Below are 18,232 nucleotides of genomic sequence, written 5' to 3'. Positions count from 1 at the left end.
CTGCAATCGGGGGCAAGCCCCCTCCCACATTAACCGCGCTGATCGTCGAAAAACACTTTCTTGCCGTCCACCCGCTCCGACGCCTTTGGCACATTCACCGCCTGGCCTTCGGGCTTTTCCACATACCAATAACAGTGGCTGACCGCGCGAGTGATGCCGACATAGGCCAGGCGCAGCACTTCGTCTTTTTGAGCGTTGTCGTACGCCTCGCTGTCGCCGTCCCTGCCCAGGCCCGCCATGCGGTAGACCTGGTTCTTGTAAGGCGAGCTGGTCAGGTGTTGGCAATCCCCGAGTAGAAACACCGCATCCGCCTGCAGGCCCTTGGCGCTGTGGTAGGTCAGCTGTTTCAGCCTGCGCGCCTGCGGTGGCAAACTCGAATCCAGATTAACTACCGCCTGAATATGCTCTTTTATCAACAGCTTATCGCTGCTTTTTCGATACAGCATTAATACTGTATCGCCGCGCTGATAGTGCTCGATCAACTGCCGGGCCAACGCCGCGTCGTCGCGCTCCAGCACCACCACGGGCACCAAGGGCCTGGGCTCGCCAGCGGCCTTCGCCTTCTTGCCGGGAATGGCCGGGGCACTGCGCACGATGTGCTCGGCAGCGTCGATGATGTGTTGGTGGCTGCGGTAATTCTCACTCAGCATGACGCGGGTGGTGCTCGGCGAGGTGAACTCCTTGTTGAATTCCATGAAGTACTTGGGCGAGCTACCGCGCCAGCCATAGATGGACTGCCAGTCATCCCCCACGCACAGCAACGATGAACGCTGCGCCCCGCGACCAACGTGCATGGCCGGGCCACGGCTGCGGATTTCACGCAGGCTGGCGCGGATCCACGAGACGATCTGCGGCGACACATCCTGGAATTCGTCGATCATCAGGTGCGACATCGGCCGCAGCAGCGCGTCGCTGAGCAGCTTGAGGTTCTCGGGGGTGTTTTCGCCAAACAACGAAAACATGCGGTTATAGGTCATGATCGGCGGCGATTGCTCAAGCAAGTGGTCTTCCAGGGCTTTCCAGAAAATACCCAGGGCCTCGAAGAACAAGCGGTCCGGATCGTCTTTGGCGAAGCTCATCCGGCCCACGGCGGTGGGCACATCCAACCCGAGGTTCTCGATAAAGCCGGCGGCCATGACGAAGCTGTCGAGGAGCGGCGCCGAGGCAAGCTCGCCCTTGACCTTGTAATCAAACCCGGGCCCGGCCGTGGCATCGCCCGCCAGGCAACTTAACAATCGCTTTGAAGATTCATAGCTTTCTATCCATATCAATGGCTTACGACAGAAAGCTTGAAACAGCGTGCGCTTTACCGCCCACTCTGCGCGCACGGACAGCTTGGCATTCGGCCGGCTGATCTGGGGGTTTTCCCGCGAATCGAAGCCCAGCACTACCCAGGCGTCCAGTTCAGGGATATAGCCATGGCAATGAAATTGCGCGCCATTGATCTCGAACGTCTGCCGGCTCGGTTCGATGCCCTTGATGGGCCAGGCGCCAGCACGAAACCACAGGTCCTCGATGACATCACAGAGCTCTTCATCACGCTTGGCCGCCAATTCCGTGACCGCCACGCGCTTCTGCACATCGGGATGATCACGTTCCAGTTCCTTGAGCTGCAGCCCATGGCGTGCCAGCGGTGCGATCAACTCGCGAAAACGCGCATGGCGGCCGTGCAAGCGGTGGTAACACGCGTTCATCTGCTGGCGCTGGGCGTCGTTGATGCGCAGGTCGAATGGGTTGCTGTCGGCATCCTCGAACCCGGCACTGAGGTTCTCGAAGACTTGCAGTCGCTCAAAGCCCGGCAGGCTGCGCACCATCGGCAGGATGCGTGAGTGAAAGGTGCGCACCACCGCCTGGGCCTCTTTATGGTCAAGGGGCTGGCCCCATAAGCTGAGAATGTGCATGAGCTTTTGGATGAAGTCTTTGCGCGATTCGCGAGTAAACGTCACCACGGTCATCGAACTCAGCTCGAAGCCCAGGTAATGGGTGAGCAGCAGGATGCGCAGCACCAGAGAGGTCGACTTACCCGCGCCGGCACCGGCAATCACCGAAGTGGACGGCGTGTCGCTGAAGATCATCTTCCACTGCGCCGCACTGGGTTGGGCGTGCGCCGGCAGCAAACGTGCAACGTCGGCCTTGATGCGCTTTTTTATGTCAGCCGTGAGCGGCAATCGCCAGTCGTCGAACAGGCTGTCATCGATGCCTGGCGCACGGGGTTCATCCGACCGGAAATCGCGGATCAGCAGGACTTGCCGGCCCTCCTCCAACCCGTCCGCCTTGCCCTCGCGGTAACCATATTCCACCCCGGCTTCATGCCCGCTGCGAAAACCGTCGGCCTGGCCATGCAACCACGAAAACCGGTGCTGAGCGCGCAAACGCGTGAGGCCATGGCCGAACAGGCGCGCGGCAAGCCGTTTCAGTAGCGGCATTTCAGCCAGGGGGCGCAGTTCAGGGGGCAGATCAGGCTGTGGGTGCGGCACGCGGACTCCTGCGATGAGCTAGGTTTTTACAGTGCGCCATGGTCGCCGGAATTGCCGCTCAGTTCCAGCCAAATGCTTTGATCTCATGCGGTTAGGCGATGAAGTGAAAGTTGATACCTGAAATAAGCATCAAATAAACAGATAGGAATCAGGCATTTTTTACGCTTTTTATCGATCATGCACTGATGGACCATAGGGCTATCCACAGGAGACGATCATGCTTGAACTTCGACCCTTCAACACCCTGGGCGGCGCCCACCATGGCTGGCTCGACGCCCATCATCACTTTTCATTTGCCGAATACCATGACCCGAGCGTATGCACTGGGGCAACCTGCGGGTGTGGAACGACGACATCATTGCGCCGGGCAGCGGCTTCCCGCAGCACGCGCACCGTGACATGGAAATCATCACCTACGTGCGAGAAGGCGCGATCAGTCATGCCGACAACCTGGGCAACAAGGGCCGTACCGAGGCTGGCGACGTACAGGTGATGAGCGCTGGCACCGGGATCGCTCACAGCGAATACAACCTGGAAGCCACGCCGACCAAGATCTTCCAGATCTGGATCATCCCGAATGAGGCCGGCTTGCCGCCCTCCTGGGGTGCCAGGCCGTTTCCACAGGGTGCGCGCGAAGGCTTCGTGACTCTGGCCAGCGGCAAGGCCGGAGACACGCAAAGCCTGCGCATTCGTGCCGATGCACGCCTGGTGGCGGCCAATCTGAAGGCTGGGGAAAGTGCCGAGTATCGGCTGGACAGCGGCCGCCGGGCGTACCTGGTGCCGGCAACGGGGACGATTGAAGTCAACGGCTTGCGTGCGCAGGCTCGAGACGGGGTGGCGGTTGCGGATGAGCAGGTGCTGCGGGTGACGGCGATTGAAGACAGCGAGATTGTGTTGGTCGACTTAGCCTGACCTCAAGCCATGTTGGCCTAATGTGGGAGGGGGCTTGCTCCCGATGGCGATGGATCAGCATCGAATATATCGACTGACACATCGCTATCGGGGGCAAGCCCCCCTCCCACATGGGTGTTGCGTGATTACTGGGAGATCGCTCCATCTACCAGTACCTGAGCCTCTTCCACCAGCTGCTTGAGGTGATCTTCGCCGATAAAGCTCTCGGCATAGATCTTGTAGATGTCCTCGGTGCCCGATGGACGGGCGGCGAACCAGCCGTTTTCGGTCATCACTTTCAAGCCGCCGATCGCCTGGTTGTTACCCGGCGCTTGGCTGAGGATCTGCTGGATGCTTTCACCGGCCAATTGCGTGGACGTCACCTGCTCCGGCGACAGTTTGCCCAGCAGGGCTTTTTGCGCTGGCGTGGCTTTGGCATCGACGCGGATGGCAAAGGGTTCGCCGAGGGCGTCGGTCAGGCCGCGATAGATCTGACTCGGGTCCTGGCCTTTGCGCGAGGTAATTTCGGCCGCAAGCAAAGCCGGGATCAGGCCGTCCTTGTCGGTGCTCCAGACCGTACCGTCTTTGCGCAGGAACGAAGCCCCGGCGCTTTCTTCGCCACCAAACCCCAGCGAACCATCAAACAAACCGTCAGCAAACCATTTGAAGCCCACCGGCACTTCGTACAAACGCCGACCGATGCGCGCGGCGACGCGATCGATCAGGCCACTGCTGACCACGGTTTTGCCCACCGCCGCATCGGCGCGCCAGTCGGGACGGTTCTGGAACAGATAATCGATGGACACCGCCAGGTAGTTATTCGGCGCCAACAGCCCGCCGGACGGGGTCACGATACCGTGACGGTCGTGGTCCGGGTCGCAGGCAAACGCCACATCGAAGCGCTCCTTGAGGCCAATCAGGCCTTGCATGGCGTAGCTGGAAGACGGGTCCATGCGGATCTGGCCGTCCCAGTCGACGCTCATGAAGCGGAAGGTAGCGTCGACTTCGGCGTTGACCACGTCCAGGTTCAGCCGGTAGTGCTCGGCAATCGCCGACCAGTAGCGCACCCCTGCTCCGCCCAGCGGGTCGACGCCCAGGCGCAGGCCGGCGCTGCGGATGGCGTCCATGTCGATCACATTGATCAGGTCGGCCACGTAGCTGTTGAGGTAATCATGCCGGTGCGTGGTATCGGCCTTCAGCGCCTGGGCGTGGGTGATGCGCTTGACCCCGGCGAGCTTGTTGGCCAGCAGCTCGTTGGCCTTGGCTTCGATCCACTTGGTGACGTGGGTGTCGGCCGGGCCACCGTTAGGCGGGTTGTACTTGTAGCCGCCACTTTGCGGCGGGTTGTGGGACGGCGTGATGACGATACCGTCCGCCAGCCCGCTGGTGCGGCCACGGTTGTAGCAGATGATCGCGTGGGAAATTGCCGGCGTGGGTGTGTATTCGTCGCCCTCGGCGAGCATAACGTGCACGCCATTGGCGGCGAGCACTTCCAGCGCGCTGGCGCCGGCCGGCGTCGACAGCGCGTGGGTGTCCAGGCCGACAAACAACGGGCCGTCGATGCCCTGGGCCTGGCGGTACAGGCAGATGGCCTGGCTGATCGCGAGCACATGCCATTCGTTGAAGCTCAGCTCGAACGAGCTGCCACGGTGCCCGGAGGTACCAAAGGCCACGCGCTGGGTGGAGATCGCTGCATCAGGCTGGCCGGTGTAATAGGCCGTGACCAGTCGCGGGATGTCCACCAGCAACTGGGCTGGCGCCGGCTTGCCCGCAAAAGGACTGATAGTCATGCATAAACCTCGAGAAAAATAAGGATTCGGAAAAATGACAGTTTACGGTGACTTGGACTACGGCGCGACGGTATCGATCCAACAACTAATACAGAAATTTCATACGCGTCAAATCTGCGCCTGCTGCAGTGCCTCGGCCAATGCGTCCAAGGCGATGTCCAGGTTCGGATGCCCGCTGAACGCGTGCCCCAGGCGCATATGCTGGTGATGCAAACCGCTGAGGCTGAACAGCTCACCGGGAGCGATCACCACCTGCTGCGTAACCATGCGCTGGAACACATGGCGCATGTCCACTGCCGCCGTCGACTGCAACCAGAAACTCGCGCCGGCGCCGGGCATCCGATAGCTCACCCGGCCCTCCAGACGTGCATCCAGGCGCAGGCTCATGGCCTGTGCCTGCTCACGCAGGCGCTGGCGTAACGTCTGCACATGCTGGTCAAACCGCCCGCTTTCGTACAAGCGGGCAATGGCGCGCTGACGAATCGACGACAAGCGGAATGCACGCAATAAAAACTGACGCTGCAGCTCGCGGCTCAGCTGGCGCGACAGTACAAAACCAAACGGTGCTTCCGGGCCAAGGATCTTCTCGAACGAGGAGAACACTATCAGCCGTTCAGGGTCGACCAGGTGCCGCAGGAGCACGGAGGACGGTGCGAAGCTCAGTTCGCCAAAGGTGTCATTCTCCAGCAGCCAGCAGCCGAATCGGTCCAGCAACTGCGCCACCTGCATGCGCTCCTGAACCGACAACACGCTGCCCGACGGCATGCTCACTGCCGATGACAGTACCACCAGGTGCACCGGCTCGTGGCTGAGCAGGTGTTCAAAGGTGCTCAGATCGAAGCGGCCGTCGGCGAGCCAGGGCAATTCGATTACCCGCACGCCGGCCCCCTGCAACAGGCGCAAGACCAGGTAATCGCAGGGTGATTCGGCCACCACCACGCTGCCTTTGAGGCCCAGGGCGTCAATCAGGATCTCCAGGACGCCACGCACGTCGGCGCCGATATACACCTCATCCGCCTGCCAGCAGCGCGTGGGCGATGAGGTATAACGTGCCGCCAGCGCCGCGCGCAGCTCCCAGACGCCGGAGGGTTGCGAGTGGGTTTGCAGGTGGTGCGGATAGCGGCGGATCAGTTGGCGCTCCAGTGAAAGCAACGCACCATCGAGTGAGCCCAGCAGCGCCGGTTCGTCGCCACTGAGTACCACCATGCCAGGCCGCCGCGCTGCCGCGTAAAGGCGCTCAAGCAAGTCCCCACTCGTGGCCACTGGCGCGTTGGCGGCCACCGGCCAGGCAAAGTAGCCGGACTTGGCCACCGAGTAGATCCGCCCTTCCTTTTCCAATATCGAGTAGGCGTACTGGATCGTCGAGATCGACACCTTCAAGCGGGTCGACAACTGCCGCAGGGACGGCAGCTTTACCGGTTTTTCCAGGCTGACTTCGTTGATCAGGTTGATCATGTAGCGATACACCGCCTGGTAGGCAAAATCCGCTTGCCGCTCCCCGCGCAGTTTCATGAGCGCCCGCCCGGGTTCGCACGCACAGGCACGCGGCTAACGCCCCGACACTTGCGCAATCTGCGCCTGCGCCCCACGCCGTTTGCGCGCCTGGGTACCACGACCCGCCTGCTGAGGACGCTTGCGGTACAGGTTTTGTAACAGAGGCAATGGCAGGCCGCTGGTATCAATCAGCCACTGCTGCAGCATCTCTGCGGCGGGCTTGCCCTGCAGCGCCTTGTGCAACTCGGGAAGCCCCACCAGCATGCCGGGGTGGCATTGGCGCAGGTAACCCTCAAGGCGCTCGCCATGATGGATGAAGGGCGAGAACAACAGGCAAGTCAACTGGCCCTCGTCCAGGCCGAAGAATTCCTGGGCATAGGTCGTCGACAATATGCGCCCATCGTGGCCGCCCAATGCGTCGATCAAGGTGTCTGGAATGTGTCGACGGCTCATCGCGTCCCTCGCCTGCCGCACAAAAGCCTCGACGCCTTCGCCGTAGGACAGCTCACGCAGGCATTGGGCCTGCAATCCATGCAGATGCGCCATGAGCAACGGGTTGGGATAGTCAGGATGACTGAAGTGAAAGTCGAACGGGTCCGGTTTGTGGGCCAGGAACTCGGTGAGCAGCGATGACGAGGCAACGTCCACCTCGTCGAGCAGGTCGGCAACCCCGATATAAGCCACATGGCGGTGCCCGCCACGCCCCGGGCTCTGGGCCTCCACGTATTGCTCGCCGTAGAGGTCACGGTAGCAACCGGTACTCCACTCTTCCATGCGCGCAAACAGAATGTTGAGCGACGCGGGCCGGCGCGGCGGGACAGCGACACCCGCAGCCAGGGCCGAACGCTTCAGCCAGGCCAGGTATTGGCTTTGCTTGCGCGCAGAGTCGCCGCTGACCAGCGCATGCACGCCGCCGTTCCACGTGCTCACACGCTGGTAGAAATCCCCCAGGGCCAGGTAAGTGTCAGTGCACAGCGTGGCACGCACATCCCCGGACGTCAGGTGCCCGATCATCAGCCGGTCGCGTTGGTTGACCTCACGGCCGGCGCTGGAAGCGGGCCGCTGATGATTGAAAGGCTGCACCTCCTGATTTTCCACCATCAGCACCTCCACCCGCGGGTCATCGTGAAAAAACAGCGCGCTGTAGCCCTCATTCAGCCTGCCCAGTGTGGCCTGGGTCATCCCTGCATGCCGCAGCGTCGCCACGCGCAGGTGAAAGGTCTTGGGCGTACGGCCGGCGATGCTCAACTGCGCCGCGCGCAGCAGCGCCAACGTATAACTGCTGACTTCGCCGCCGCCGTGGGCGATCAATACTTTATAGTTACCCACATGTTCCATGCCGCCTGCCGCCACCACGATTCGCTGGATCAACAATTGAAGTGCAGTCCGTTCGGCGCGCGTGAAGTGCCCCATCAAACGTTGCAGAACTTGCTGATAAACATAGTTCATGGCTTGTTCGTGAATTGCGCTCATTGTTCTACTACCTGAGTTGAAATATCAGTTTCAAGCAACTCTGCGACGTCGTTGCCTGACCCATTACATCTGTAGGTCGGTCTTGCGCGGCAGGGCATAAGAATGATTAAACATTAGCAGCCTGCAACAAAATTACCGGAGCGGACACCTGAGTCGCGGGCAACCCATCCCACAGACAGACGCGCTAACCCGCAGTCGCGTGTGCTCAAGTGGCAGCTCCTAGGAATGTTCCGACACTATCCTACAGCGCGTTAACTAATTAATTAGCGAAACCTCCGACAATAATAAATCACCCACTTAATCTGGCTTCTTGCAAGAAGAAGGGATGTTTCGAACGTTTTTTTCGACGCGCAAGGTAACGCCTCGTTAGTTTGCTGATGCAAGACAGTAATGTCGGGCAGCTGATCATTGCTCAATCCTTGAGATGATGGTTAAGCCGCAATTATCGGCACTCAACTAATGATTAATAGATACAGAACCGCGCAGGAAAGCAGTTCAGATGATCGGCGGCGCGAACTTCAGTGACGCCCACACAACAGCGCCGCGCTGGATTTCAGGGCGGCATAAGGGCCAAAGGTATTGTTTGCAGGGCGCAACGCCCTCGGAGTGGCTCAACCCGATCGTGGGTTAAGCCCTGACAAATGGCGCATCTGCTGCATCCGCGCAGACGCTGGAGTATTCATTTGCGAATACTCCTACAGCTCAAACAGCTTCAACCTGCAACGCAACTCGTTCGCGGCACGGGCATTCGTCCATATAGCGGTGGGCTTCGACGAATTGACTGAACGGAAACACCGTGGTTTTCAACGGCACCAGTACCCGGTCGGCAGTCAGTTGGTTGATATCCCGCAAGGCGCGCTGCAACGCAACCTGGTCCTGAATGATGCCCAACTCCGGCTTGCCGGTGAAGTTGCCGATGCAATGCACGAAAAACTGAATATTCTTCTGGAACGCGGCGCAGGCCGGAAAAGGAGTCTGGTTACCGCCTTGCAGGCCATACAACACCAGGCTGCCACGCGGCGCCAGCACATCACCGAGCAGCGACATCTGCGGCCCGCCCAGGCCGTCGAACACCACATCGACGCCACGGTCACCCGTGATTTTGTTGATTTGCATGAGCAGGTCCTGCTCTTCGGTGACGATGACCTTTTCCGCCCCCAACGACAGCAGGTATTCACGCTCCGCGCTGTCTTTGGTCGCGGCAATCACCCGTACCCCCAAGGCTTTGCCCAACTGCACGAACGAAGGCCCGGCGCAGTGGCTGGCATCGGTCACCAAGGCAAATTGCCCAGGCTTGACCCGCGCCAGGTCCATGTAGGCAAAGTAGGCAATCAGCAGCGGCGTGTAGTGCACGCTCGCTTCAATGGGGCTCAAGACATCCGGGTAACGGGTCAGGGCCGAACGGGGCAGGACGATCTGCTCGCCATACACCGGGTAATCGTTAGGACTTTCGGCAGGAAAACTGGCGACCTTATCGCCCACCGCCAAGTCATCCACGCCGTCGCCCAGGGCGACAACCACGCCGGCCATTTCATGGCCAAGGCCAGACGGCAGGCGTGCGTGGGACGACGCCAGGTTCTGGCGCCACAGAACGTCGTACCAGCTGATACCAATCGCGTCGACACGCACCTGCACTTCGCCCGGTGCGGGCTGCGCGGTTGCATGCTCTTCGCATTTGAGCACCTCGGCCGGACCAAACTTGTGAAAACGAATCGTGCGGGACATCGCAAACCTCGTCAAAGTAACCTCTAATGCCATGAACTCTATCTGGGCTTTCCCGGTAAGACCACCGGTCGCCATTAATAGTCGACATGTCTGTCATTGATTCCGCATGTGAGGCATAGACCTCAGCTATCGTAGGAAAACTCAATTATCTTGTGCAGAGTACCAGCCTTTCCCCGTAAGATTCATGCCGGTCATGCTTCTGAACGGAACCTTGGAGGTTCTGGATATGGCCGCTCTCGTCAAGTTCGCTGACTCTTCCAGGACACAAGATGAACCGTAACGACCTGCGTCGTGTCGACCTTAACCTCTTGATCGTATTCGAAACCTTGATGCACGAGCGCAGCGTGACCCGCGCCGCCGAGAAACTGTTTCTCGGCCAGCCGGCCATCAGCGCGGCCTTGTCACGCCTGCGCGGGCTGTTTGACGACCCGCTGTTCGTACGCACCGGGCGCAGCATGGAGCCAACGGCCCGCGCCGTGGAAATCTTCGCCCTGCTCTCCCCGGCCTTGGACTCGATTTCCACCGCTGTCAGCCGCGCCGCCGAATTCGATCCAGCCACCAGCACCGCGGTGTTTCGTATCGGCCTGTCCGATGACGTGGAATTCGCCCTGCTGCCGCAATTGCTCAAACGCCTGCGCGCCGAAGCCCCCGGCATCGTGCTGGTGGTGCGTCGCGTCAACTACATCCTGATGCCCGGCTTGCTGGCCTCCGGCGAAATCTCCATCGGCGTCAGCTACACCGCCGACCTGCCGGCCAACGCCAAGCGCAAGGTCTTGCGCCGCAGCCTGCCGAAACTGCTGCGCGCCGACAGCGTACCCGGCCCACTGAGCCTGGACGACTTCTGCGCCCGCCCGCATGCCTTGGTCTCGTTTGCCGGTGACCTGAGCGGGTTCATCGACGAAGAGCTGGAAAAGCTCGATCGCAAACGCCACGTCGTGCTGGCCGTGCCCCAGTTCAATGGGCTGGGCACGTTATTGGCGGGCACCGATATCCTCGCCACCGTACCGGATTACGCGGCAGAGGCGCTGACCTCAGCGGGCGGTTTGCGAGCCGAAGACCCGCCGCTGCCGGTGCGTTCGTTTGAGCTGCACATGGCGTGGCGTGGGTCGCAGGATAATGATCCGGGGGAGCGGTGGTTGCGGTCGCGGATTCAGATGTTTTTTGGCGATCCCGATAGCCTGTAATGGAATTCCACTAAAGTCCAAAAAGCCTTTATTAACATAAGGTTCCGGCGAAATTTAATTCAGTCACGTCCTTCCAGTTCCACTGGACTCCAGAGCCCATGGGGGCAAGATTTTCCTTCTCTGGGCAGGCTGGCACAGCGCGTAATCCATCTTCCCGCTGTTCATCACTGACTCAGCGAAGCATCAAGGGGGATATCCAGGGTAAACGTGGCGCCTTGTCCGGCGCCGTCGCTGTGTACAGTCAAGCGGCCACCCATTTCCTGCGCGGCCAGTGCACAGCTGTGCAGGCCGAAGCCGTGACCCTCTTTGCGTGTGGTGAAGCCATGCGAAAAGATCCGCGCCAGGTGCTCTGGCGTAATCCCGCTGCCGTTGTCGGTCACCGAAATACGCAGCCCTGATGAGTCAACGAGGGCGGCATCGAGCGTGACGCATGGGCTGCGATCGGCCACGCCTTCCAACGCGTGCTTGGCATTGCTGATCAGGTTCACCAGAATCAGCAGCACACGGTGACGGTCCAGCGCGAGCAGAGGCACATCGGCAATTTCCTTGACCACCGTCACCCCCTGGCGCTCCAGCGAGCCGGCACTCATGCGCAAGGCATCATCGATTAACGCGGTGACCGACACTGTCTCCACGACACTGACAGCAACGGCATAGGACTGCTGGGCAGCGACAATGGTTTTGATGTGGTCAATACCCTTGGTGAGTTGCCCGAGCTCTTCGACAATGCCTTGTTGCTCTGCCGTCACCACCTGCGCCAGCTTGAGCAGGTAGTCGGGCAGCATCTTGCCTTTGGGGTCCTGGGTAAGAAAATCGCTCAGGTCGTTGACGTGTTCGTTCATCAGTTGAGCGACCTTGCCCAGGCCATGGACTTTGGATGCGCGCAACTGGTTGCTGACCAGGTCTGCCGAGACGTTCACGCTGTTGAGGACGTTGCCGACGTTGTGCAGCACAGCCGTGGCGATTTCGGCCATGCCCGCCTGGCGGGATTTGGCATGCAGTTCGCTTTGCACCTGGCTCATGCGCAGCGCCGCGCGAACGCGAGCCTTGAGCTCCAGCGGCGAGAAGGGTTTGGCGATGTAGTCATCGGCGCCACTTTCCAGCCCTGAAACGCAGGCATCACCGCCGCCGCGGGCGGTCACCAGGATTACGGGCAAATGGGCAAAACCGGTGCTGGCCTTGATTCTGGCGGTCAGGCCGAAGCCGTCGAGCAGCGGCATCATCACATCCGAAACGACGACATCGATCGGTCGACGCTGCAGGAGCGCCCAGGCCTGCTCTCCATCCGTTGCGGTGGCGACACTGTAGTCGTCGTGCAAAAGCTCGGTGAGATAGCTGAGCATTTCCGGGCTGTCGTCTACCACCAGCACTCTGGACCGCGAGGCGTGTTCCGGGTGCTGCTCCTCGCCTGCGTCTGGCGTTGGAGCGCCCTGGTGGCCGTCGTCAAAACGCAGGTGGCGCTGCTCGGTTGAGCTTGTTGTGCTCAGTGACGGCTGCTCGTGCAGAGGGCCGCCTTCGGTCGCTATCCTGTCTTGCTCAGCCCCCAGCGGAAGTCGAACAAAGAAACACGAGCCCCGTCCGGGCTCGCTGTTGACGCCGACTTCGCCGCCCATCAATTCGACCAGATCCTTGACCAGGGCCAGGCCGATGCCTGTGCCGCTGTAGTGGCGCGTGGCGGAATTGTCGATCTGGGAAAAGCGCTGGAACAGCAGCGGCAGTTTGTCGGGCGCGATGCCAATCCCCGAGTCGTGCACCGCCAGTTCAAATCGCTCGCCATCGATCGGCGTCACTGCCAGGTGCACCGTGCCGCCAGCGGGCGTGAACTTGATGGCATTGCTCACCAGGTTGAGCAGGATCTTCTCGAAGTGTCGGGGGTCCAGGAACACGGTGCCGAGCGCGGGGTCGATGCTGAAGGTCAAGGTGCAACCCTTGCCCTCGGCGACCATGGCGGCATCCTCGGCCAGCACCCCCACCGCTTTGTTCAAATCAACCGACGTTGGACACAACTCAAACTTGCCCGCTTCAGCCTTGGAGAAATCGAGGATATCGTTCACCCGGTTCATCAGGCGCAGCGCATTGCGTTGGGCGCGCTCGATCTGCACGCGCCAATCCACGGGCGGGGTGGCCGCCGCCGAGAGCTGCTCCAGGGGCGCGAGAATGAGGGTCAGGGGGGTGCGCAATTCGTGGCTGACCGTGGCCACGAAATCGCTCTTCGCCTGGTTGGCCGTCTCGGCCTGGTTGCGCGCCTGGATAAGTTCGACGGCTTGCGCTTCCAGCACTTCGGTCTGTTGGTGCAGCGTATCGGTGCGTTCGGCGACCATTCTCTCCAAAGAGGCCTGGACTTGCTGTCGTTCGGTGTCGGCCTCGGCCTCCAGCACCCGGATGCGCAGGGCATTCTCCTGGAACACCCGAACGGCGCGGGTCATGATGCCAATCTCGTCGCCGCGTCCGACGCTGGCGATCTCGGCGTGCAGGTCGCCGGCCGCAAGCCGACGCATGACCGAGGCCAGAGCCACGATGGGCTGCGCGATAAATCGCGACGTGCTCCAGGCAATGGCGCCGGCCAGCAGGATGGCGACGGTAACCGCAATGATCGTCGCAAGCATGCCGCGATCATTGTGGACCAGGGCGTCGGAGCGCGCTTGACCCGCGAAGCGCGCAACCAATAGGCCGGCGCTGCGGGCCTCGTTGCGAACCTGGTCGCGCGCGTCGCTCAAGGCGTTGCTCGCCTGATGGAACCTGGCGAATGCCGCCCGGTAGCCGGCAATCTGCTCGTTGACAGTCAGTGGCGTAGCCGTGCCTTGCAGCCCCACGGAGGAAGGAAGCACCCGAGAGAGACGGAGTAGCTCGTCCAGGAGGGTGCCGACGGCGCCGGCGATCTCGGCCGACGGTGACAGACGAAACGACAGGGTCTGCGCTTCCAGGGTCGCCACACGCTCGGCGAAACGCTTGGATAACGCCGCTGCATTGTGCAGCAAACCGGTGGCTGCCTGAATGTCGCTGGCGTCATGGGCAACGTCCCCATCCACATCACTCAACAGCGCCTCGAGGCGCCCGGCCACATCCCCCACGGCGGAGAGATGCCGCAAAACTTCCTCTGCGCGCAGCCTGGGTGCCTCGCCAAGACGCTCTATCGCCACACTGGCAGCCGCGAGCGCCGCGGCCAACTGGTCGAGGACCTCGCTCTCCTGTGGCGTGCCCATCACCTCGCGCAACTGTTCGACCACGGGCCGGAGTGCCGCGCAGGCATTACGCACCGCAGTGGCGGCGGCCCCGTCACCGGTCACCAGCATCCTGGCCACGTTGGCGGTGATGAGCCGTTCGCCGTTGCGCAGGACATCGAGGATGCGGTGGGCACTTTCGATGTTGCTCACCCGCGCCTGGTGCTCAACGGCGCGAGCGTCGACCGCCTTCAACCCATCGGCGATGCCCTGTTCGACGAGAGTCGTCGCCTCTCGCATCCGGCCGTAATGGGCGGTCATGTTCTCCGTTTCGCCATCCATGGTCAGGCTCGCCGTGCGCAAGGCGGCGATCGCGGCGGCGAGCCGCTCCAGACTGCCCTTGAGCGATTCCGCCTCGGCCACCGGAATGGCGGTGAGGCCAGCGATAGCCGTCGCCACCCTGCCCTCGGCCTGGGACAAGCTTTCCTGATCGCGGGTGGCAATGAAGTTTTCCACCCGCCCGGTGGCCGCGTTGACCGACGCCAGAATTTCTGCGGAATGACTGGCCGAGTCCACCGCGCGAACCATGCCTCGCAAGCCGTAGAGGTTCACCAGAGACACCGTCAACATCAGGAACACCAGGGCGGCGACCGCCAAGCCAATTTTGACGGCAATGGGCCGATCACTGACGGGTTTGAATATCAACATGGCGCCCCGCAGCCGCGCCCCCCGCCCGCCACTACTTCGCAACTTCAGGCAAAGGCGCCGGCGACGCCGTATGGTTGGCGGCCGCGTCGATCATCGCCGCAACGGAAGCCTGGCTGTAGAGCGGATTGGCGGCGCCGCCCACCGGCATGCTGGCGAGCCAGGCGTCGAGGTCTTTCGCATCGATACGCACCAGCGGTACTTCGACGAACTTCGGCACCTGCTTGCCCGCCAGCACCTGCTGGGCCACCCAGAACCCCACCTGGGAGACACTTGGAGAAGCGGAAACGGAGACGGTCTCGTAGCCGTTGGCATCGCGCTCCTGTTGCCACAGGGTGAGTTCGTCCTGACGATTCCCCATCACGATGATCGGCAAAGGACGCCCCGCCGCCTTGAACGCCATGGCCGCGCCATAACCGTCGCCTCCCTGAGTCGCAACGGCATCAATGTCGGGCAGCGATGGCAACGCCAGCGCCACCTCCTTGCGCGCGACAGACTCCGTCCAGTTGCCGTATACGGTCTTGGCGAACCTCAGGCCCGGATAGTCACTGGCGGCCTTGCGAATGCCGTCGCTGATATTTTTATCGGTGGCATCGCCGGCAATGCCGCGGATTTCCAGCAGTGTCCCTTTACCCTTGAGGCGCTCGGCAATGTAATCCACTTCCACGCGGCCCATGGCGGACCAGTTGTAGTCCACCGTATAGACACAGGGTTCGGTGACCAGGCTGGCCATGACCACCACCACGATGCCGGCGTTGCAGGCATCGCGGATGACCCCGTTGAGGGCCGTGTCGGACGCGGCCAGGATGACGATGGCGTTGACGCCGTTGACGATCATCTCCTGAATATGGGCCGCTTGTTCCGAGGCCGAGTTATTGGCGCTGACCACCGGAGCCTCACCGATCAAACCCTCTTTTTGCGCCTGGAGCGCAATCTCCTGCCAGTTGCGCACCATCAGCTTGCGAAAATCACTGCCCGCATAGGAGTTGCTGAAGGCAATGCCATAGCTTGCGGTAGGGCCGCCGGCGATACCACCGTCGGCGGCCTGGACCGGATTGGCGGCAATCATCATCAGCCCACCCAGGCAGCCGGCGAAGCGCCACATGATTGTGTGGATCGGTTGAGCCTTCATGCCGTCCTCCATCGCGCCCGGGATTGACCCACAGTCATCCCTCTACACCTGCCGACAGCCTGTCGATGAAGCCATTTCAGCGGGCCGGAGTGCTCGTTCGGCCAGTGCAACAATAGAACCGGGTATGAAGAACCAGACATGTACAGACTCCTTTCCTTGGCGGACGACAACTGAAGCCAGCACATGGCCTGAGGTGGGAATGAGCATAGTCTCAACAGACCTGCTGCGCGCGAAATCGAGCTGACTGCCGCCATGAACTGGACGGGTGCTCGGGGACCTAGCGATACCCCCGCGCCTGAACATCGAACAACTCGGCATAGCGCCCACCCGCCGCCATCAGCTGGTGATGGCTGCCCTCCTCCAGGATTCGTCCGCCGTCCAGCACGATGATGTGGTCGGCATTGCGCACGCTGGAGAATCGATGGGAAATCAACAACGTCATGCGGCCCTTGGCGTGTTCGCGAAAGTGCTCGAACACCGCCGCCTCGGCGCCGGCGTCCAGCGCGGCCGTGGGCTCGTCAAGAATCAGCAGATCCGCCTCCTGGCGCATATACGCGCGTGACAAGGCGACTTTCTGCCATTGGCCACCCGACAACTCCTGGCCGCCAAGCCAGCGCCCTAACTGTGTGCCGTAGGTCCTGCTCAGGCGCTCGATGAATTCGGCGGCCACGCCCTGGGTTGCGGCAGTGCGCCAGCGCGCCTCGTCGTTCAGCGCATCGACATCACCCACTCCAAGGTTCTCGCCGACGGTCATCTGGTAGCGGATGTAATCCTGGAAAATCACCCCAGTGCGCTGGCGCAGTGTCTGTTCATCCCAGTCTTGCAAGTCGCTGCCATCCAGCAGAATGCGCCCCTCGTGCGGGGTGTAAAGGCGCGTGAGCAGTTTGATCAGGCTGGTTTTGCCCGAGCCATTCTCGCCCACCAGGGCCAGGCTTTGCCCCGGCGCCAAGTGCAGGTTGATATCAGTCAATGCCGGCCGCTCAGCGCCGGGGTAACTGAACCCCACGTGCTCGCAGCGCAGGCCGTCGCCGGGACGCGCGCCCTGGGTAAGCCGGCCACTTGGCACGACCACCGGGGTTAGCAGGTACTCATAAAGGTCCGACAGAAACAGACTGTCGTCATACAGGCCGGCAATCGCGCTGAGGCTGGCGGTGATCGCGCTTTGCCCCTGCTTGAACAGCACGATGTACATGGTCATCTGTCCCAGGCTGGTCTGGCCGCGCACGGTGTCCAGCACCACCCAGGCGTAAGCCACATAAAACGCCGCGGTGCCCAGCAGGCCCAGGGCAAAGCCCCAGGCATCCCGGCGCACCGTCAACTGGCGGTCTTCGGTGTACAAGCGCTGGGCGTTGTCGCGGTAGCGCTTGAGGAACAGCGGCGCCAGGCCAAACAGCTTGACCTCTTTGGCATGGGTTTCGTGGGACAGCAGCGATTCCAGGTAATTCTGCTGACGGGTCTCGGGCGCGCGCCGGTGGAACAGGCGAAACGCATTGCCCGAGAAATGCGTCTCGGCGAAGAACACCGGTAAGGCACCGACCACCAGAATCGCCAGCGCCCACGGCGAAAAGTGCACTAACAGCACGGCAAAGCTGATCAGCGAGATCAGGTTCTGCACCAGCCCCAGGCCCTTGGTGACCAGGCTCAGCGGCCGTGTCGACGCGCCCTGGCGCACGCGCACCAGCTTGTCGTGGAACTCGGCGTCTTCAAATTGCAGGAGTGAGAGGGTCTGGGCTTTCTCCAGAATCATCAGGTTGACCTTCACCCCCAACTGCACCCGCAGCAACGATTGCTGCATCGACAACGCGCGCTGGGCGGCGGCCAACAGCGCCAACACGCCCGCCTCGGCCAGCACGTATTGCATCACTGGCCACACGGGCGCCTGGCTGCCGGCTGCGTGAATCTGCATAGCGTGCACCACGCCATCGACAATACGCTGGCCGATCCAGGCAGCCAGCGCAGGCAACAGACCGGCAACGATGGTTGCCAGCAGCAGGCCTATGAATAAGGGCCGCGACGTCCCCCACACCAGCTTCAGTGCCCTGCGCGCCTGGATGGAAAACGCGCTCAATCGATTGAACAGCACCATCAATAGTATGGACTCCGTGTGGGGGCTGGGGTGAGACGGGTGGATTATGACAGGCGATGACGTCGCGCACATCCAACGGCCAGATAATAAAAATAGATGATCTTATTAAGTTGA

Annotated in this window: 8 protein-coding genes and 4 pseudogenes; 2 read left to right on the top strand and 10 right to left on the bottom strand. The window is 61.5% G+C overall.

Annotation, left to right across the window (positions count from 1 at the left end):
* Positions 1 to 29: 29 nt before the first annotated feature.
* Positions 30 to 2,477 carry a UvrD-helicase domain-containing protein gene (locus C4J92_RS13265; protein WP_124404160.1) on the bottom strand — a complete coding sequence of 816 codons (2,448 nt, stop codon included), beginning with the start codon at positions 2,475 to 2,477 and terminating at the stop codon, positions 30 to 32.
* Positions 2,478 to 2,694: 217 nt separating this feature from the next.
* Here C4J92_RS13265 and C4J92_RS13260 point away from each other — a divergent pair.
* A pseudogene (locus C4J92_RS13260) lies at positions 2,695 to 3,389 on the top strand (pirin family protein).
* Between the two features lie 125 nt (positions 3,390 to 3,514).
* Here the strand turns inward: C4J92_RS13260 and pgm are convergent.
* The 4 genes from pgm to C4J92_RS13240 all read right to left on the bottom strand — a co-directional run bounded on the left by pgm (position 3,515) and on the right by C4J92_RS13240 (position 9,850).
* Entirely contained in the window at positions 3,515 to 5,158 is a 1,644-nt protein-coding gene (gene pgm / locus C4J92_RS13255) for a phosphoglucomutase (alpha-D-glucose-1,6-bisphosphate-dependent) (protein WP_124404159.1), read from the bottom strand.
* Positions 5,159 to 5,266: 108 nt separating this feature from the next.
* Complete coding sequence (locus tag C4J92_RS13250; protein ID WP_124404158.1) at positions 5,267 to 6,670, bottom strand: PLP-dependent aminotransferase family protein; 1,404 nt, start codon at positions 6,668 to 6,670, stop codon at positions 5,267 to 5,269.
* Positions 6,671 to 6,706: 36 nt separating this feature from the next.
* Complete coding sequence (locus C4J92_RS13245) at positions 6,707 to 8,125, bottom strand: hypothetical protein (RefSeq protein WP_124404157.1); 1,419 nt, start codon at positions 8,123 to 8,125, stop codon at positions 6,707 to 6,709.
* A gap of 702 nt (positions 8,126 to 8,827) precedes the next feature.
* On the bottom strand, positions 8,828 to 9,850 hold the full coding sequence (locus C4J92_RS13240) for a zinc-dependent alcohol dehydrogenase family protein (protein ID WP_124362828.1): 1,023 nt from the start codon (positions 9,848 to 9,850) through the stop codon (positions 8,828 to 8,830).
* 269 nt (positions 9,851 to 10,119) lie between these two features.
* Between C4J92_RS13240 and C4J92_RS13235 the strand changes: the two genes are divergently transcribed.
* Entirely contained in the window at positions 10,120 to 11,034 is a 915-nt protein-coding gene (locus C4J92_RS13235; RefSeq protein ID WP_124367023.1) for a LysR family transcriptional regulator, read from the top strand.
* Between the two features lie 164 nt (positions 11,035 to 11,198).
* Here the strand turns inward: C4J92_RS13235 and C4J92_RS27490 are convergent.
* From C4J92_RS27490 to C4J92_RS13220, 5 genes and pseudogenes are all read right to left on the bottom strand, one after another.
* Positions 11,199 to 11,537, bottom strand: a pseudogene (locus tag C4J92_RS27490) (ATP-binding protein); the annotation flags it as partial.
* 519 nt (positions 11,538 to 12,056) lie between these two features.
* Positions 12,057 to 12,392: pseudogene (locus tag C4J92_RS27485) on the bottom strand (response regulator transcription factor); the annotation flags it as partial.
* A 198-nt stretch (positions 12,393 to 12,590) separates the two neighbouring features.
* Positions 12,591 to 13,640, bottom strand: a pseudogene (locus tag C4J92_RS27480) (sensor histidine kinase); the annotation flags it as partial.
* 1,294 nt (positions 13,641 to 14,934) lie between these two features.
* On the bottom strand, positions 14,935 to 16,032 hold the full coding sequence (locus C4J92_RS13225) for an ABC transporter substrate-binding protein (protein ID WP_124404155.1): 1,098 nt from the start codon (positions 16,030 to 16,032) through the stop codon (positions 14,935 to 14,937).
* A gap of 277 nt (positions 16,033 to 16,309) precedes the next feature.
* Entirely contained in the window at positions 16,310 to 18,118 is a 1,809-nt protein-coding gene (locus C4J92_RS13220; protein ID WP_124404154.1) for an ABC transporter ATP-binding protein, read from the bottom strand.
* Positions 18,119 to 18,232: the final 114 nt, after the last annotated feature.

The sequence above is a fragment of the Pseudomonas sp. R3-18-08 genome, from assembly GCF_003852065.1.
Lineage (GTDB): Bacteria > Pseudomonadota > Gammaproteobacteria > Pseudomonadales > Pseudomonadaceae > Aquipseudomonas.
Note: the sequence above shows the minus strand (reverse complement) of the source record. Positions and strands in the feature narration are given on the sequence as shown.